Annotated in this window: 18 protein-coding genes; 17 read left to right on the forward strand and 1 reads right to left on the reverse strand. The window is 69.2% G+C overall.

Annotated elements, in window-relative coordinates:
* Positions 1–32 precede the first annotated feature (32 nt).
* The 9 genes from Q8K49_RS06415 to Q8K49_RS06455 all read left to right on the forward strand — a co-directional run bounded on the left by Q8K49_RS06415 (position 33) and on the right by Q8K49_RS06455 (position 7,476).
* The gene (locus tag Q8K49_RS06415) at positions 33–761 is read left to right on the forward strand and encodes a glycosyltransferase family 2 protein (RefSeq protein WP_305304908.1); all 729 of its coding nucleotides are present in this window, start codon (positions 33–35) and stop codon (positions 759–761) included.
* 104 nt (positions 762–865) lie between these two features.
* Entirely contained in the window at positions 866–1,294 is a 429-nt protein-coding gene (locus Q8K49_RS06420) for a hypothetical protein (RefSeq protein WP_305304909.1), read from the forward strand.
* An 891-nt stretch (positions 1,295–2,185) separates the two neighbouring features.
* Positions 2,186–3,403 carry an acyltransferase family protein gene (locus tag Q8K49_RS06425; RefSeq protein ID WP_305304910.1) on the forward strand — a complete coding sequence of 406 codons (1,218 nt, stop codon included), beginning with the start codon at positions 2,186–2,188 and terminating at the stop codon, positions 3,401–3,403.
* 60 nt (positions 3,404–3,463) lie between these two features.
* Positions 3,464–4,108, forward strand: coding sequence for a hypothetical protein (locus tag Q8K49_RS06430; RefSeq protein WP_305304911.1), 645 nt, complete (start codon positions 3,464–3,466; stop codon positions 4,106–4,108).
* A 7-nt stretch (positions 4,109–4,115) separates the two neighbouring features.
* A complete protein-coding gene (locus Q8K49_RS06435) occupies positions 4,116–4,418 on the forward strand; it encodes a transcriptional regulator (protein ID WP_305304912.1) in 303 nt (100 codons plus the stop codon).
* A gap of 29 nt (positions 4,419–4,447) precedes the next feature.
* On the forward strand, positions 4,448–5,284 hold the full coding sequence (folP, locus tag Q8K49_RS06440; RefSeq protein WP_305304913.1) for a dihydropteroate synthase: 837 nt from the start codon (positions 4,448–4,450) through the stop codon (positions 5,282–5,284).
* On the forward strand, positions 5,277–6,089 hold the full coding sequence (gene thiD, locus Q8K49_RS06445) for a bifunctional hydroxymethylpyrimidine kinase/phosphomethylpyrimidine kinase (protein WP_305304914.1): 813 nt from the start codon (positions 5,277–5,279) through the stop codon (positions 6,087–6,089). Before folP ends, thiD begins: the two co-directional genes overlap by 8 nt.
* Positions 6,086–6,667: a nucleotidyltransferase family protein gene (locus tag Q8K49_RS06450; RefSeq protein WP_305304915.1), complete on the forward strand. Its 582-nt coding sequence runs from the start codon at positions 6,086–6,088 to the stop codon at positions 6,665–6,667. Before thiD ends, Q8K49_RS06450 begins: the two co-directional genes overlap by 4 nt.
* Positions 6,667–7,476 (forward strand): PhzF family phenazine biosynthesis protein, encoded by an 810-nt coding sequence (locus Q8K49_RS06455; protein ID WP_305304916.1) that lies wholly within the window; start codon positions 6,667–6,669, stop codon positions 7,474–7,476. The genes Q8K49_RS06450 and Q8K49_RS06455 overlap by 1 nt, the downstream gene beginning before the upstream one ends.
* Positions 7,477–7,543: 67 nt before the next feature.
* On the opposite strand, the gene Q8K49_RS06460 is transcribed toward Q8K49_RS06455, so the two are convergent.
* The gene (locus tag Q8K49_RS06460; RefSeq protein ID WP_305304917.1) at positions 7,544–8,047 is read right to left on the reverse strand and encodes a hypothetical protein; all 504 of its coding nucleotides are present in this window, start codon (positions 8,045–8,047) and stop codon (positions 7,544–7,546) included.
* Between the two features lie 248 nt (positions 8,048–8,295).
* Here Q8K49_RS06460 and Q8K49_RS06465 point away from each other — a divergent pair, with 248 nt between their 5' ends.
* The 8 genes from Q8K49_RS06465 (at position 8,296) to Q8K49_RS06500 (ending at position 15,969) form a co-directional block, all read left to right on the forward strand.
* Positions 8,296–8,604, forward strand: coding sequence for a hypothetical protein (locus Q8K49_RS06465; protein ID WP_305304918.1), 309 nt, complete (start codon positions 8,296–8,298; stop codon positions 8,602–8,604).
* Positions 8,605–9,285: a response regulator transcription factor gene (locus tag Q8K49_RS06470; RefSeq protein ID WP_305304919.1), complete on the forward strand. Its 681-nt coding sequence runs from the start codon at positions 8,605–8,607 to the stop codon at positions 9,283–9,285.
* A complete protein-coding gene (locus Q8K49_RS06475; RefSeq protein ID WP_305304920.1) occupies positions 9,282–10,730 on the forward strand; it encodes an ATP-binding protein in 1,449 nt (482 codons plus the stop codon). Before Q8K49_RS06470 ends, Q8K49_RS06475 begins: the two co-directional genes overlap by 4 nt.
* Before the next feature lie 160 nt (positions 10,731–10,890).
* On the forward strand, positions 10,891–12,174 hold the full coding sequence (locus tag Q8K49_RS06480) for a hypothetical protein (RefSeq protein WP_305304921.1): 1,284 nt from the start codon (positions 10,891–10,893) through the stop codon (positions 12,172–12,174).
* Positions 12,175–12,192: 18 nt separating this feature from the next.
* Positions 12,193–13,002: a c-type cytochrome biogenesis protein CcmI gene (ccmI, locus tag Q8K49_RS06485; RefSeq protein WP_305304922.1), complete on the forward strand. Its 810-nt coding sequence runs from the start codon at positions 12,193–12,195 to the stop codon at positions 13,000–13,002.
* The gene (ccmE, locus tag Q8K49_RS06490) at positions 12,999–13,484 is read left to right on the forward strand and encodes a cytochrome c maturation protein CcmE (RefSeq protein ID WP_305304923.1); all 486 of its coding nucleotides are present in this window, start codon (positions 12,999–13,001) and stop codon (positions 13,482–13,484) included. Before ccmI ends, ccmE begins: the two co-directional genes overlap by 4 nt.
* Complete coding sequence (locus Q8K49_RS06495) at positions 13,481–15,466, forward strand: heme lyase CcmF/NrfE family subunit (protein ID WP_305304924.1); 1,986 nt, start codon at positions 13,481–13,483, stop codon at positions 15,464–15,466. Before ccmE ends, Q8K49_RS06495 begins: the two co-directional genes overlap by 4 nt.
* Positions 15,463–15,969, forward strand: coding sequence for a cytochrome c-type biogenesis protein (locus Q8K49_RS06500; protein ID WP_305304925.1), 507 nt, complete (start codon positions 15,463–15,465; stop codon positions 15,967–15,969). Before Q8K49_RS06495 ends, Q8K49_RS06500 begins: the two co-directional genes overlap by 4 nt.
* The last annotated feature ends 15 nt before the right edge of the window (positions 15,970–15,984 follow it).

The following is a 15,984-nucleotide window of genomic DNA, read 5'->3' on the forward strand; positions in this document are numbered from 1 at the left end:
CGCCCGGCGCGGAAACCCGCTAGACAGCCGGGATGAACGAAGCGACCCCCGATATCTCCGTCGTCGTCCCGGTGCATGACGAACAGGGCGCGGCCGGTCCGCTGGCGCGCGAGATCGCCACGGCTTTCGAAGGCCGGTCGTATGAGATGGTGTTCGTCGATGACGCCTCGCGGGACGGCACCCTGGCTGAATTGCGTGCCCTGATGGCGGAACTGCCAGCGCTGCGGGTGCTCAGCCACGGCTCGAACGCCGGCCAGAGCCGCGCGGTGCGCACCGGCGTGCTGGCCGCGCGCGGCGCGATCGTGGTGACCCTGGACGGCGACGGCCAGAATCCGCCGGCGGACGCCCCGAAACTGGCCGACCTGCTGGCGAACTCGCCGTCATCGGTGGCGCTGGTCGGCGGGCGGCGTGCGAAGCGGCGGGATTCCGAGGCCAAGCGCCAGGCCTCGCTTTGGGCCAACCGTATCCGCAAGACGCTGCTGGGCGATGATGCGGACGACACCGGCTGCGGCCTGAAGGCGTTTCGCCGCGACGTCTTTCTGCGCCTGCCGTATTTCGATCACCTGCATCGCTATCTGCCGGCCCTGATGATCCGCGAGGGCTATCAGAACCTCTACCTTGATGTGGATCACCGTCACCGCGAGACCGGCCGGTCGAAATACACCAACTGGGGACGGCTGACGGCGTCGCTGTCAGATCTGCTCGGCGTGATGTGGCTGAAATCGCGGTCCCGCACGCCCGGCGCGATCAGCGAATTCTGACATTCCCCTGCCGCGCGAGCGGACGTAGCCGTGGGGAGCGAACCGGGGTAAGCATCGTTAACAAGCGCGGCGGTTAAGCGCGCCGCCCGTCGATGGAGCCCGTAATGCTGATCGCCATCCCGCTACTGTTCATCCCGGTGGTGATATACGCCATCGTCATCGGGTTCGGAGGCCTGGGGTCCGGCGGGATCGCCGCGGCCGAACAGGCCCTGCGCGATCCGCTGTTCACGGTCCCGATGGTGTCCGGCAGTGGTTGGACCGTGGGCACCGGCGACCTGATCCTGTTCCTGTCGCTGATCCTGCTGTTCTTCGAGCTGCTGAAATCGACGTCCAGCCAGAAGGTGGCGATCATCAATCATGCCCTGTCGATGATCCTGTTCGTCTTCTGCCTGGTCGCCTTCCTGCTGTTCAAGGGGTTCGCGACCTCGACCTTCTTCCTGATCCTGACCATGGTCATGCTGGATGTGCTGGCCGGCTTCATCGTCACCATCATCTCGGCCCGCAAGGACCTCGACTTCGCCGGCGGCGGCTGATCGGGCTGACGGCTACCAACCGCTATCGTCATTCCGGGCGAGCGTAGCGAGACCCGGAACCCCTCGTCATCCTCCGGCCGAGCGCAGCTCGGACCGGGGGAGGCGCGCGAGAGCGAACCTGTCGCGCACACCGGCCTGAACAGGTCGCCTTCGGCGCCGCTGGGTTCCGGCCTCCGCCGGAATGACGATAGCAGTTGGGGGCGGCTTGGACTGCTCACAATCCGCCGATTGTCAGCATATTCCGCGCCGCCAACCCGCTGATTCCGTTCCGTTTCCCAAAAATTCAGCGTCCCCAGCCCGCCACAGGTAGGCCCGCTTCCATAATCCCCCCGTTCCGTCGCAGGGAAGGGTGCAGGGCCTTGCGATCTTGTTGTGGCGGAAACGGGATGAGCGGGAGGGGGTCGCACCTCGACGCAGAGCGGATCGCGAGCGCCTCCGGGCCTCAAGCAGCGAGCCGCCGCGCGGCGAGCGTCAGGCCCCCACAGCCCGGCCTCAAGTCGCGAGCCCCCGTGGGGCGAGCATAGGCCAGGCGTGAAGGGCGACGGGCAGGGAACCCGCGCCGTTCCGGAGTGGAGGAACGGGCGGCAGAGCCGCCCGGACGCACGGTTCGCAAGGCTCCGACCCGCCCGCCGGAGGCCATGTCGGCAAGGCGTCAACAGCGCCGCTGGTCCTGAGGGAGTTCACCACTGCCTTTCAGGCCGACAGCTCCCGGTCAGACATTCCGTGCGGAGCGACGTCGCGAAGCCGAAACACAATCTCCCAACGGTCTCCGGGCTTCGCGCCCGGCGCTCCGCCGGCCCTTCCCTCCATGCATGGCGTCGTTGCCCAACAAGTTTGCAAAACAAACCAGTCTATGCGATACGGCAATCTCTCAAGAGGGGAGCCCCTGTCATGTCGTCATCCGAAACCCATCCGTCCGAGCGCCTGCACGGCCTCGACGCCCTGCGCGGGACCGCGTTGCTGCTGGGCGTCGTCCTGCACGCCTCCATGTCGTATTTCCCGGTCACGATCTGGATCGTGCCGGACACCGACAACTCGCCGGTCGCCAGCGCCATCTTCTTCGCCATCCACCTGTTCCGGATGACCAGTTTCTTTCTGATCGCCGGCCTGTTCGGGCATATGATGCTCAAGCGACGCGGGACCTTCGGTTTCATCAAGGACCGCGTGATGCGTATCGCCGGACCGCTCGCCGCCTTCTGGACCCCTGTCCTCGCCGCCATCATCGGGGGGCTGGTCTGGATGGCGGCCATCCGCAACGGCGGGTCCATTCCCGACGGACCACCCCCGCCGCCGCTGACGCTCGAGACCTTCCCCCTGACCCATCTGTGGTTCCTCTGGGTCCTGCTGATCCTCTATGTCGCCATGATGGTTCTGCGCGCGCCCTTTGCGATGGCGGATCGCGACGGCGGCTGGGGCCGGTTTGTCGACCGGATAACCGGCGCCCTGGTCGGACCGTGGACTCCGGCCCTGATGGCCGCCCCGCTGGCGATCGCCTTCTGGCTGGCGCCCAACTGGACGCCCTTCTTCGGCATACCGACTCCGGACACGGGGCTGGTTCCCAATCCGGTCGCCCTGACGGCGTTCGGCACCGCCTTCGGCTTCGGCTTCCTGCTCGACCGCCGCCGCGACCTGCTGGGCCGCATCGAGCGGCTGTGGCCGGTATTCACGGTGATCGCCCTCGTCATCGGCACGGCGGCCATGGTCATGGTCGGCGGACCGGTCCCGGAACTGGCGCCGGTCACGGATCCGAACCTGAAGGCTCCGCTGGCGGCGGTGATGGCCCTGGCCGTCTTCGCCTCGACCTTCGCGGTCCTGTCCCTGGCCCTGCGCTTCGCCTCGGGCTACAGCACCGTCCGCCGCTACCTCGCTGACGCCTCCTACTGGGTCTACATCGTCCATCTGCCGCTGGTCATCGTCGGCCAGATCCTGGTGGTGAACGAGACCTGGCCATGGTTCGTCAAGTTCGGCGCGGTCGTCAGCGGGACGATGGCGATCAGCCTGCTCACCTACGAACTGCTGGTCCGCCACAGCTTCGTCGGCCGATGGCTGAACGGTCGCCGCATCCCCTGGCGTCGCCGGCCGGACGCCGAACTCGCCCCCGCCGAATAGCTTGCCATTACCCGCCGGCTCGTCCACCCCAAGGGCGAGCCGGCCCCGGAGAATCGCCCCATGTCCGCCAAGCCCCGCCTGCATTCCCCCGCGGACGACCTCGCCTTCATGCGCTCGATCGTCGAGGGCGGGGGACGGCCGCCGATGACCCTGGCGATCTGCTATCTGGCCGGTGGCCTGCTGTACGGCCTGCAGTGCCTGTTCCACGTCGGTCAGGCGACCGGGCTGATCCGCTGGCCCGATCTCGCCAACCTGGCCTTCGTCGCCGCCATCACCGTCGCCTTCCTGTCGATCCTGACCTGGGCCATCCTCAAGGATCGCAAGACCGGAGCATCCAATCGCGGGCCGATGGCGTCCCGCACGCTCAACGCCGCCTTCAGCGCCACCGGCATGGCCAACGGCGCCGTGATCATCATCTTCGGCGTGGGCGCATACAGGGACCAGGATTTCGCCATCTGGCTCTATTACGCGGCCATCGTCTTCGCCCTGCAGGCTGCCGCCTGGTACATGGCCTGGACGCTCAAGCGGAAGGGCTGGATGCTGGCTGTGGCGCTGGGCGGCTGGACCACGGCGGTGGCGCTCGGCGTGCTTGTGCGCGAGCCCCTGTGGTATCTCGGCGTCTGCACCGTCGCCCTCTTCCTGCTGTTCGCCCTGCCGGGCTGGATCCTGTTCCGCGACGCCCGCGCCGCCCCGAAGGGGGCCTGAGCGCGTCATGGGTCTGGCCGATCTGGGACGGATCGACGAGGTCATCCACGGCCGCATGCGGCTGGGGATCATGGTCTATCTGTCCGACGCCGACAGCGCCGACTTCACCGAGCTGAAGACCGTGCTCGAGGCCACCCAGGGCAATCTGTCGGTCCATCTCAAGAAGCTGGAGGAGGCGGGGTTCGTCGCCATCGACAAGAGCTTTCGGGACAACAAGCCCCTCACCCGCGTGTCGATCACCCCCGCCGGCCGCAAGGCGTTCGGCGCCTATCTCGACGCCATCGGCAGCCTCATCGGGGGCAAGGACTGATGGCGCGGCCCCCGGGACGACCTCGGGTCATGGGGATCGTCAACGTCACGCCCGACAGCTTCTCCGACGGCGGACATCTGGCGTCCGTCGAGGCGGCGGTGGCGCATGGGTTGCGGCTGGTCGAACAGGGCGCGGACTTCCTCGACATCGGGGGTGAAAGCACCCGGCCGGGGGCCGATCCTGTCGATCTGGACGAGGAAATCGCCCGCGTCGTCCCGGTCATCGAAGGCCTGCGCGCGTGCTGGCCCGGCCCGATCAGCATCGACACGATGAAGCCCGCCGTCGCCCGCGCCGCCGTCGCCGTGGGAGCAACGATGTGGAACGACGTGACCGCGCTCGGCTTCGCTCCGGACAGCCTCGCCGTCGCCGCCGAGCTCGGCTGCGACGTGGTGCTGATGCATATGAAGGGCGAGCCGCGCACCATGCAGGCCGATCCGCACTACGACGATGTGGTCGCCGAGGTCGCCGACTGGCTGGCCGCCCGGGCCGACATGGCGATGGCGGCGGGGGTGGCGCGTGAGCGGATCTGGCTCGATCCCGGCCTCGGCTTCGGCAAGACGGCGGCGCACAATCTGGCTCTGACGGCGCAACTGGGCCGGCTGACCGCGGCCGGATTTCCGGTCCTCTACGGAGCCAGCCGCAAACGGACGATCCAGTCCATCGACCCGACCGCCACCGACCCCGCCGACCGCCTCGGCGGCTCGCTGGCCCTGGCGCTGGAGGCCGCGGGGCGCGGGGCGTCCATCCTCCGCGTCCACGACGTGCGCGAGACGGTGCAGGCGCTGGCGGTTCAGGCGGCGGTGGCGACCGCTGCGCGACAGACTTGTTCGTCCGGCCCGTCTGCCGCATGGGACAAAGATGCTTGACCAGCCCTCCTTCCGCGGACGCGTCCTGATCATCGCCGGCTCGGACTCCGGCGGCGGGGCCGGGATTCAGGCCGATATCAAGGCCGTGACGATGCTGGGCGGATACGCAGCCACAGCCATCACCGCGATCACGGTGCAGAACACCCTCGGCGTCCACGGCGTGCATCCCCTGCCGCTGGACCTGATCGAGGCGCAGGCAAGGGCGGTGCTGGACGACATCGGCGCCGATGCGATCAAGACTGGCATGCTGGGCTCGACAGAGGTGGTGGAGCGGGTCGCGGCGATCCTCGATTCGTCCGAGGCCCCGGCGGTGGTCGATCCTGTCATGATCGCCAAGGGCGGCGCGGCCCTGCTGGCGGACGACGCTGTGGCCGCCGTGCGGGCGCTGATGATCCCGCGCGCGACCCTGCTGACCCCCAATGCGCCCGAGGCCGAGGCCCTGACCGGGATCGCCGTCGCCGATCTGGACGGCCAGCGCCGCGCCGGCGAGGCCCTGCTCTCGCTGGGTGCGCGGGCGGTGCTGATGAAGGGCGGCCATGTGCCGGGCATGACCGTCATCGACCTCCTGCTGACCCCGTCCGGCGAGACCCTGCTGGAGGGCGAGCGGTTCGACACGCGCAACACCCACGGCACGGGCTGCACCCTGGCCAGCGCCTGCGCGGTCGGGATTGCGCAGGGCCTGCCGCTCGAGGTCGCGGTGGCCAATGGCTGGGCCTATGTGGCCGAGGCGATCCGCCGGGCGCCGGGACTGGGCGGCGGACACGGACCGCTGGATCACGGCTGGCCGATGAGGGACCGGGCATGAGCGATCTGGAGGCCCGGCTGGTCGAGGTCGTCCGTGCTGACCCGGGGCTGATGAACGTCCTCACCACCGTGCGCGGCCTTGGTCTGCACGACTGGCGCGTCTTTTCCGGCGCGGTCTATCAGAGCGTCTGGAACGCCGTGACGGGCCGTCCGGCCGGCTATGGCCGCAAGGACTATGACCTCGGCTATTTCGATCCGGACACCAGCTGGGACGCCGAGGACGCCGTCATAAAGCGCGTCGCCGCCGCCTTCGACGTGCCTTTCCGGAGCGACGTCGAGGTGCGCAATCAGGCGCGCGTGCATCTGTGGTTCGCAGATCGGTTCGGCGAACCCTATGCACCCCTGACGGGCACGGACGAGGCCTTGGCCCGGTTCGTCGCCCCGGCCTTTGCGGTCGGGGTGCGGCTGGAGGAGCACCACACGATCAGCATTGCGGCTCCGTTCGGGCTTGAGGATGTGTTCTCGATGACGTTGCGGCCCAACCCCAACCGGCCGCTGGCGAAGGGGTGGGACAGGGTGGTGGCCAGTGCGCGCGCGCGCTGGCCGGAGTTGACCGTGATCGAATCGGAGCCTGCCTGATGCGCCAGTGGACCGTCGACGCCTTCGCCACCGCCCCGTTCAAGGGCAATCCGGCCTGCGTGGTCGAGCCCTTCGACCAGTGGCCGCCCGATAGCTGGATGCAGGCGCTGGCCAGGGAAAACAATCAGGCGGAGACGGCCTTCCTGCTGAAGACCGCAGATCCCGCCCGGTTCGGTCTGCGCTGGTTCACGCCCGGCATGGAGGTCAATCTGTGCGGCCACGCCACCCTCGCTTCGGCCCATGTATTGCTGGCCGAGCTCGGACTGGAGGCCGTCGCCCTGACCTTCGACACCCGCTCCGGCCCGCTGATGGTGGCGCGGGCGGGTCAGGGCTATGAGATGGATTTTCCGTCCGATCCGCCGGTCCGAACTGCGACGCCGGGCGGTCTGGCCGAGGCGCTGGGCGTGGCGCCGGTCGAGGTCTGGGCCGGGCGCTATCTGGTGGCGGTGCTGGAGAATGCGGCGGCGGTGCATGCCGTGAAGCCCGACATCCGTGCGTTGGCGGCGATTCAGGGCGCGGCGGGCGAGATCGGGCAGGTGATCATCTGCGCCTCGGCCGATGCGGGTGACGACGTCGATGTGGTCGACCGCTTCTTCGCGCCCGGCTGCGGGGTGGACGAGGATCCGGCGACCGGCTCGGCGCACTGCATCCTGGGGCCGCTTTACGCCGACCGGCTGGGCCGGGCGACGGTGCGGTTCCGGCAGGTGTTTCCGGGGCGCGGCGGGGACATCGCAAGCGAAATGCGGGGCGACCGCGTGCTGCTGCGTGGACAGGCCGTCACCGTGATCGAGAGCCGGCTCAGGCTCTGACACAAAGGAAAGGGGCGCGACCCTTCCGGATCGCGCCCCTCGGACCTTCGGGGAGGAAAGTCGGGCCCTAGTGGGTGTAGCCGGCGTGGTCCTGACGATGTTCGCGCGTCATGGCCGTCAGGCGGTCGTAGCGGTTCTGCAGATCCTGCCGTTCACGCCACGACAGGCCGCCCTGCTGGTAACGGTACTCAAGGCGGATCAGCCCGTCGACCTCCGTCTGAACATAGCGAGCCTCGCGGCGGCTCAGCCAGCCGTTGCGCAGGCCCCGGTCGATTAGCCGTTGCAGCTGGGTCCTGCGCTGGGCGATAGGCTGCCAGTTTCGATTATCGTGTCCGTAACGATCGCCGCGGTCGTCCAGGTCATAGCGGTCACCACGGTAGTCGCGGTCACCACGGTAGTCGCGGTCATCATGGTGGTCTCGGTCACCGCGGTAGTCCCGATCCCTCCGATGATCCTGTTCGTAGCCGCCCCGACCATCACGGTCCTGATGACCGTAGGACTGGGCCATGGCGGGGACCGCGACGGAAGCCGCGGCCAGGGCGAGGGCGGGGATGAAAAACTTCCTCATCATCGGACTTCTCCTTGAGCGTTCCACGCGGACCGGGTGGCCGGCGTTGATGCGAAAAGACCATTTCCCGGCTGAGTGCGAACTGAACGACGCGTGTCAGCTTTCATTCATCGACATGGATTCCTCCTGCCGCCCTGAGCGACTACTCTAACCGGCAAATCCGCGCCGTGCCCGGGGGGCGCGCAAATGGTGAAATATGTCTACACTTGTCGTTCAGCCGTCGTTCAGAGCCCGAGGCCTAGACGCTTTTCATGATCCGTCCCTCCGCCATCCTGCTTGCAGCCCTGATCGCCGCCGCGCCCCTGTCGCAAGCGGTGGCGCAGGACCGTGTCCAGCGGTTCGAACGCGAACAGGATCGCCCCGAGCGCCAACTGCAGGACGAACGCCCCCGCGTCAGCGTGGGCGAGGCGGTGCAACGTGCATCCTCGGGCCGTCCTGGCCGTTTTCTGGGCGCCAGCAACCGCGGCGATACGATTGTGGTCCGTTGGGAGTATCCCGGCGGCCGCGTGGCGGACATTATGGTGGACGGCCGTAGCGGTCGGGTCGTCGGAGAACGCTGAATGCGAGTCCTGCTTGTCGAGGATGATATCGACCTTTCTCGTCAGCTGAAGCTGGCTCTGGGCGACGCCGGTTATGCCGTCGATCACGCCGCGGACGGGGAGGACGCTCATTTCCTCGGCGACACCGAACCATATGACGTGGTGGTCCTCGACCTCGGCCTGCCGAGGATCGACGGCGTTTCAGTGCTGGAGCGCTGGCGTCGCGACGGCAAGACCACGCCGGTGCTGATCCTGACTGCGCGCGGCGCCTGGTCCGACAAGGTGGCGGGCTTTGACGCCGGGGCCGACGATTATCTGACCAAGCCGTTCCACACCGAAGAGCTGCTGGCCCGTCTGCGGGCCCTGTTGCGGCGCTCCGCGGGCATCGCCTCGGCGACGCTGTCGTGCGGCGGGCTACGCCTTGATCCCCGCGCGGCCCGCGCCACGGTCAATGGCGAGCCGCTGCGGCTGACGTCCCTAGAGTACCGGCTGCTGCACTATCTGATGATGCATCAGGGGCGTGTCATCAGCCGCACCGAACTGGTCGAACATTTGTACGATCAGGACTTCGATCGCGATTCCAACACTATAGAGGTCTTCGTCGGCCGCCTGCGCAAGAAGATCGGTCCCGACCGGATCGAGACCGTGCGCGGCTTGGGCTACCGCCTGACGCCGCTGGCCGGGGAGTCCGACGGGGCGTGACCGAAGGGGCGGGGGGCGAATTGGCTCCGGCCGACGACAGGTCCTGGGGCCGCTGGTTCGGGCGACCGGGCCGCAGCCTGACCCGACGACTGATCTGGCTGGCGTCCGGCTGGATTGTGCTGGCCCTCGTACTCACCGGCTGGGCCCTGACCAGCCAGTATCAGGAATCCGCCCTCCGACGACTCGGCAACATGCTGGGCGACACCATCGACGAGGTGGTGATCGCGACCAATGCCGGGCCGGACGGCGTGGTCGTGGCTGAAATCAGGGACGCACGGACGGACCGGGCGCTTTCCGGAAAATACTGGGCTGTCGCCGAGCTGGACGGCGCGGGCGGCGTGCGGTTCATCGCCGGCTCGCCCTCCCTGGCCGGGGAGCAGCTGGCCGTCCCGCGCGGTCTGCCGGCACGGCTGGGGGCCGCCACGGGCACGACGATCAGTTTCAACGACCCCGGCTTTCTGCGCCCCCCGCTGCGTCAACCTCTGCGCGTCGCGGCCAGCCTCAAGTCGCTGCCGGGGCGCAGTGAGCCGCTGATGTTCATGGCCGCGATCGACCGGACCAGTATCGAGAACGACACCCGCCAGTTCGCGACCTTCACCTGGACCTCCCTGCTGCTCCTCGGCCTGGGACTGGTCATCGCCGTCTTCCTGCAGGTGCAGATCGGCCTGCGTCCCCTGTTCAGCCTCAGGAACGAGATCGCCGACGTGCGCATGGGCAAGGCCGCCCGCATCGGTCGCACCTATCCGATGGAAATTCAGCCGCTGGCAGAACAGGTCAACCGCCTGCTGGACCAGAATCAGGAGACGGTTGAGCGCCAGCGCACCCATGTCGGCAACCTCGCCCATGCGCTGAAGACGCCCCTGTCTGTCATGCTGGCCGAGGCCGGCTCGCAGAAGGGCGACCTGCCAGACATGGTGCGCAAACAGACCGAGGTGATGAAAGCCCAGGTCGATCACCACCTGCGCCGCGCCCGCGCTGCCGCCCGTGCCCAGCTGCTGGGTGAGCGCACGCCTATCGCCGGTGTGCTGGACGAGATGGCGGTCATGCTGGAGCGGGTATTCGAAGAGAAGTCTGTCGAGATCGACTGGCGCGCGCCGGATGAACTCGGCTTCCGCGGCGAGCGTCAGGACCTGCAGGAAATCCTCGGCAATCTGATGGAGAACGCCTGCAAATGGGCGAAGCGCCGCGTGCGCGTCTCGGCCGGCCCGACCGGCCTGGGTCAGATGGTGGTGGTGGTCGAGGACGACGGACCCGGCCTGCCTGCCGACCAGCGAGCGGCGGCCCTGGAACGCGGCGCCCGCATGGACGAAACCACCCCGGGCTCCGGCCTCGGCCTCTCGATCGTGGTCGAGCTGACGCGAGCCTATGGCGGCAAGATCACCCTCGCCGACAGCGATCTCGGCGGCCTCAAGGTGTTGCTGGAACTGCCCGCGGCCGAGGCCTGACTCGTCCGTATGGATAGCGGTTGTTAACCCTGCCTGCCCATAGTTCCGCTTGACCGGGTGGGTTGGGTTCGGGGTTTTTCTTATGGCAGGGCTCACTGTCCCCCATCGCGTTGCGCTCACTGCCCTGCTGGCGCGGTGTCCCGAGGTTGCGCTCAAAGCCGTGTCCGCCGCTGTGGCGCCCATGGGCGGCGGCCGGGCGGCGGAACTGCGGATACTCATCGGGGAAGAAGCCCGCGACCGGCTGCGCCGCGCCAAGGTTCTGGCGCCGCTGATCCCCATGTTCCGTGCCCGCGCCGATGGCGTCGCCGCCTTGACCTTTCCGTCTCACGTCCTGCCGCGCCTGTGGCGCGCCGCCAGGGAACGCGAGCCTGATCATCTGCCCTACCTGGATCGGGATGAGCCCTCGACCATCGCCGTGGCGGACCGCTTCTGCCAGGCCGCGGCCCGCGTCGTGCGCGACCAGCCCGACCTGGTGTGGCCTCCTGGTGGCGATGAGACGGCGCGTCAGGCCGCCCTCGCCGACCTGGCGGCCTGCCTCGATCTGGCCCATCTGGCGCGACGGGGCCTGCCGTCTCTGGAGGTCTGGCTCAAGCGTCCGGACGGCGATCAGATCGCCGAACTGCGCCTGCTGCTCAAGGACTGCGCCGGTGTTCACGTCGACGGGGCCCAGCGCGTGCTGGAAATGCTGTTCGCCCACCTGGACGACGCCGTCCTGATCCTGCGCATCGTCATCCAGACTTCGCTGGCCGCTGGACGGGAGGGCTTCCTCAGCGAGTCGGAACTGGCCGGCTTCGTCGACCGGTTGATCGTCGGCGTCGACGTCCGCGCCCGAAGGATCGAGGCGTTCAAGCCGGGCGCTGATCTGGACCGGGTCGAAACGGTCATCGCCGACCTCAACTGGTGTGCCGCTGTGCTCGGTGAACTGGATGTGACCCTGACCCTCAATCCGCAGAGCGTATGGGGCAAGTCGGTGCGGGATGCGCGAGTCGTGATCGCCCGACGCCTGTCCGGCCTGTTGCGCGCGGCGGACAAGTCGGTGGATGAGGCCCTGCCGCTGGAGCGTGTGCAGATCGCCGGCCGCATGACCCGCAAGGCGCCCCGGCTGTCGACGCCCGTGGACGGCCCCACCGTCGACGCCGCGCTCAGCCTGCTGAAACTGGTCGGATCGGCGCGTGGCCCGGCCTCGACCTTCGGCTGCGAGGCCGATCGCAAGACCCTGGTCGACGCCCTGACCGACCGGCTGTCGGACCATGCCGACCAGACGCTGCGGATGATCAATGACGGCGAGGCCGAGGACGAGGCCCATGCCTTGGGTCTGGTCGAACTGGCCGCTGTCTGCCTCGATCACATCGACGCCGTCGAGCCCGCCCGCACGGTGCGGCGTCGGGCCGCGGTCGCGGGCGCCCCTGCAAAAGGGTCCGAGGCCTCGTCGCGGGCCGCCTGATCGGCTACATCGCCGGGGATGACGTCATTCTGGATCATGGCGGCGCTGCTGACGGCTCTCGCCGGCCTGTGCGTGCTGGCCGGCGCGCGTCGCGGCGCCGACGCCGATGAGACCGTTTCCGCCGCCGCTGAACTGGCCGAGCTGGATCGACTGAAGGCGCGGGGATTGGTGGATGAGGCCGGCTGGACCGCGGCCCGCGCCGAAGCCGGACGCCGCATTCTCGTCTCTGACCGGGAAGCCGCTCCGGTCCGGGCCGGAACGAAGGACCGGATCTGGGTGCTGGCCGGGCTGGGAGCCACGGCCGCCGCCGCGCTGGGCCTCTACGCCATGGTCGGCGCGCCCGGCCTGCGGGATCAGGCCTATGAGCGCCGCGTGAACCTGTGGGCGACCGAGCTGGAGACGCTGCAACCGCCACAGCTCGCCGCGGTGGCCGCCCGCGTGGTGCAGGAACGGCCGAACGATCATCAGGCGCTGACCATGCTGGGCGCCGCGCGGTTCGAGGCCGGTGATCCCATCGGCGCGGCCTCCGCCTTCCGTCGGGCCGTGGCGCTGCAACCCGACGACGCCCAGAGCTGGTCACGGCTGGGCGAGAGCCTGACGCGGGCAAACAGCGGGACGGTCGGCGGCGACGCCGAGGCGGCCTTCGCCCAGGCCCTGCGCCGCGACCCGGGCCAGCTGGGCGCGCGCTATTTCCTCGGCGAGGCGGCGTTGGTCCGCGGCGAGGCGGCCATGGTCCGGGCCATGTGGGGGCCGCTGATCGCCGCCCTCGACCCGGCCGATCCGCGCCGGGCGGACCTGCAACGGCGGATGCCGGGGGGAACGGAATGAGCTGGTTGCCCAAATCGCCCAAGGCGCGGCGTCGCCTGTGGGTTGTCGCCGCAGTCGCTCCGGTGCTGGCCCTCGCGGTCGGTCTGTCGCTGTACGCCATGCGCGACAACGTCACCTTCTTCTTCTCGCCGTCCGAGGCTACGGCCCAGACTGCGCCGGCGGGTCGGGTCATTCGCCTCGGCGGGTTGGTCGAAACCGGCAGCGTGGTGCGCGGCGCCGACGGCGAGGTCGCCTTCGCCATCACCGACAACGCCGCCACCACCCGCATTGTCTATCAGGGCGACCTGCCCGACCTGTTCCGCGAGGGGCAGGGGGTGGTCACCCAAGGCGCCTTCCTGCCCGACCGCAGTTTCCGCGCCACCCAGGTCCTGGCCAAGCACGACGAGACCTACATGCCGCGTGAGGTCGCCGACCGGCTCAAGGCCAAGGGCGAATGGCGACCCGAGGGCGGAGCGTCGGTCCCGGGAGCGGCCACCCGGTGATTGTTGAACTGGGCGCCTTCGCCCTGATCCTGGCGCTGGCGCTGGCGGTGCTGCAGACGGGTATGGCTGCGGCCGGCCGTCTGCGCCGCAGTCCTGTCCTGGCCGGCGCGGCCGAGGGCGCGGCCATGGCCTGTGCGATCGCTGTGGCTCTGGCTTTCGCCGCCCTGATCCAGGCCTTCGCCGTCTCGGATTTCTCGGTCGCCAATGTCGCGGCCAACAGCCACACCGACAAGCCGATGCTCTACAAGGTCGCCGCCGCCTGGGGCAGCCACGAGGGCTCGTTGTTGTTGTGGTGTCTTGTGCTCACCGGCTTCGGCGCCGTCCTGTCGCGGGCGCGCGGCCTGCCGTTCGGGCTCAAGGCCTCGGCGGTGGCGACGCAGGGGCTGCTGGGCGTGCTGTTCCTCGCCTTCGCCGTCTTCACCTCCAATCCGTTCGAGCGGATGGACCCGGCCCCGTTTCAGGGCGGCTCGCTGAACCCGCTGCTGCAGGATCCGGCGCTCGCCTTCCACCCGCCGCTTCTCTACCTCGGCTATGTCGGGTTTTCGGTCTGTTTCTCGCTGGCGGTGGCGGCCCTGATCGAGGGTCGGGCCAACTCCAGCTTCTGGCCGGCATGGGGCCGCTGGGTGCGGCCATGGGCCCTGGCCAGTTGGGCTTTCCTGACCGTCGGCATCACACTCGGCGCCTTCTGGGCCTATTATGAGCTCGGCTGGGGCGGCTGGTGGTTCTGGGACCCGGTCGAGAACGCCAGCTTCATGCCGTGGCTGGCCGGCGCCGCCTTGCTGCACTCCGCCGTGGTCACCGAGCGGCGCGGGGCGCTGGCGGGCTGGACCACCTTCCTGGCGCTCCTGGCCTTCACCTTCTCCATGCTCGGGGCCTTCCTCGTCCGTTCGGGCGTTCTGACCAGCGTCCACGCCTTCGCCGTCGATCCCGAGCGGGGCTTGATGCTGCTGGCCATTCTCGGCGCGACATCCGGGGCCGCCTTCGCCCTGTTCGCCGTGCGCGCGCCCCGGCTGAAGGGCGGGGGGATGTTCGCCCCCGTCAGCCGCGAGGGCGCGCTGGTGCTGAACAACCTGTTCCTGACCGCCGCCTGCGCGATGGTGCTGTTGGGCACCCTGTATCCGTTGATCCTGGAGGCGGCGAATGGGGCGACCATCTCGGTCGGCCCGCCGTATTTCGCCCTGACCTTCGTGCCGCTGATGGCCGTCGCCCTGCTGATCCTGCCCGCCGGGCCGCTGCTGGCCTGGAAGCGCGGCGACCTGAAGGGCGTGGGCCAGCGGCTGGCCGTGGCTGCGGGTCTGGCCATTCTGATCGCGCTGCTGGGCTGGATGGCGTTCGAGCCGAAGAAGGCCCTGTCCGCCGCCGGAATTGGCCTCGCCGCCTGGTTGATCCTCGGAACCCTCGCCGAGGTCGCCGAGCGGGTCCGTCTGTTCCGTGCGCCGCCCTCCGAGACCCTCCGCCGCGCACGCGGCCTGCCGCTCGGCGCCTGGGGCACGACCCTGGCCCATGCCGGGCTGGGGGTCTTCGTCCTCGGGGCCGTGGTCGAGACCGGCTACCGCGTCGAGGCCGCCCGTCCGCTGGCCCCCGGCCAGACCATCGAAGCCGGCAAATGGGCCGTACGCCTCGACTCGGTCCGGGTGGTCGAAGGCCCGAACTATCTGGCCGAACAGGGCCGGCTGACCGTGACCCTGCGCGACGGCGGCACCCCGAAGACCGTCACCGCCGAGCGCCGCTTCTTTCCCGCGGGTGGGCAGACCACGACGGAGGTCGGGCTCGATTTCCGTGGGCTGGACGACGTCTATGTGGTGCTGGGCGAGCGCGGCCGCACCGCCGCCGACGAACCGGCCTGGAGCGTGCGGGTGTGGTGGAACCCGTGGGCCCGGCTGATCTTTCTCGGCCCGGCGATCATGGCGCTGGGTGGGCTGCTGTCGCTGCTGGACCGCCGCCTGCGGCTGGGCGTGAACCGGCGAAAGGCGGGGTCATGAAGCGCGCCTTGCTGATCGCGGTCGTGTCGCTGGGCCTGACCGCCCCGCCGGTCGCCGCCCAGGAACCCCCGCCCGCTCCTGACCGTCCCTTGGCTGATGTGGCCCAGGAAGCCCGCGCCAAGGCCCTGTTCGCCGACATCCGCTGCGTCGTCTGCCAACACGAGGCCATCGCCGACAGCCCCGCCGGCATCGCCGCCGACATGCGACGACTGGTGCGGGAAGAGATCGCCGCCGGGCGCAGCGACGAACAGGTTCGGACCGATCTGGTCCGCCGCTACGGCGACTTCGTCCTGTTCACCCCGCCGTTGCGGGCCGGGACCTGGCTGCTATGGTTCGGGCCGCTGGCCGCCCTGCTGGCGGCGGGGGCCGGCCTGCTGTTCGTCGCGCGCCGCCGCCCGACCGAGACCACGCCTCTGTCAGCCGCTGAAGAGACTGATCTGGCGCGGATACTCGCCGATCAGGCGGTTCGCCCCGATCCTGACGCAAAGCCGTCTGACGACTAGGCGATGCGGACCTAT

It is taken from the genome of Brevundimonas sp. (assembly GCF_030682035.1).
Lineage (GTDB): Bacteria > Pseudomonadota > Alphaproteobacteria > Caulobacterales > Caulobacteraceae > Brevundimonas.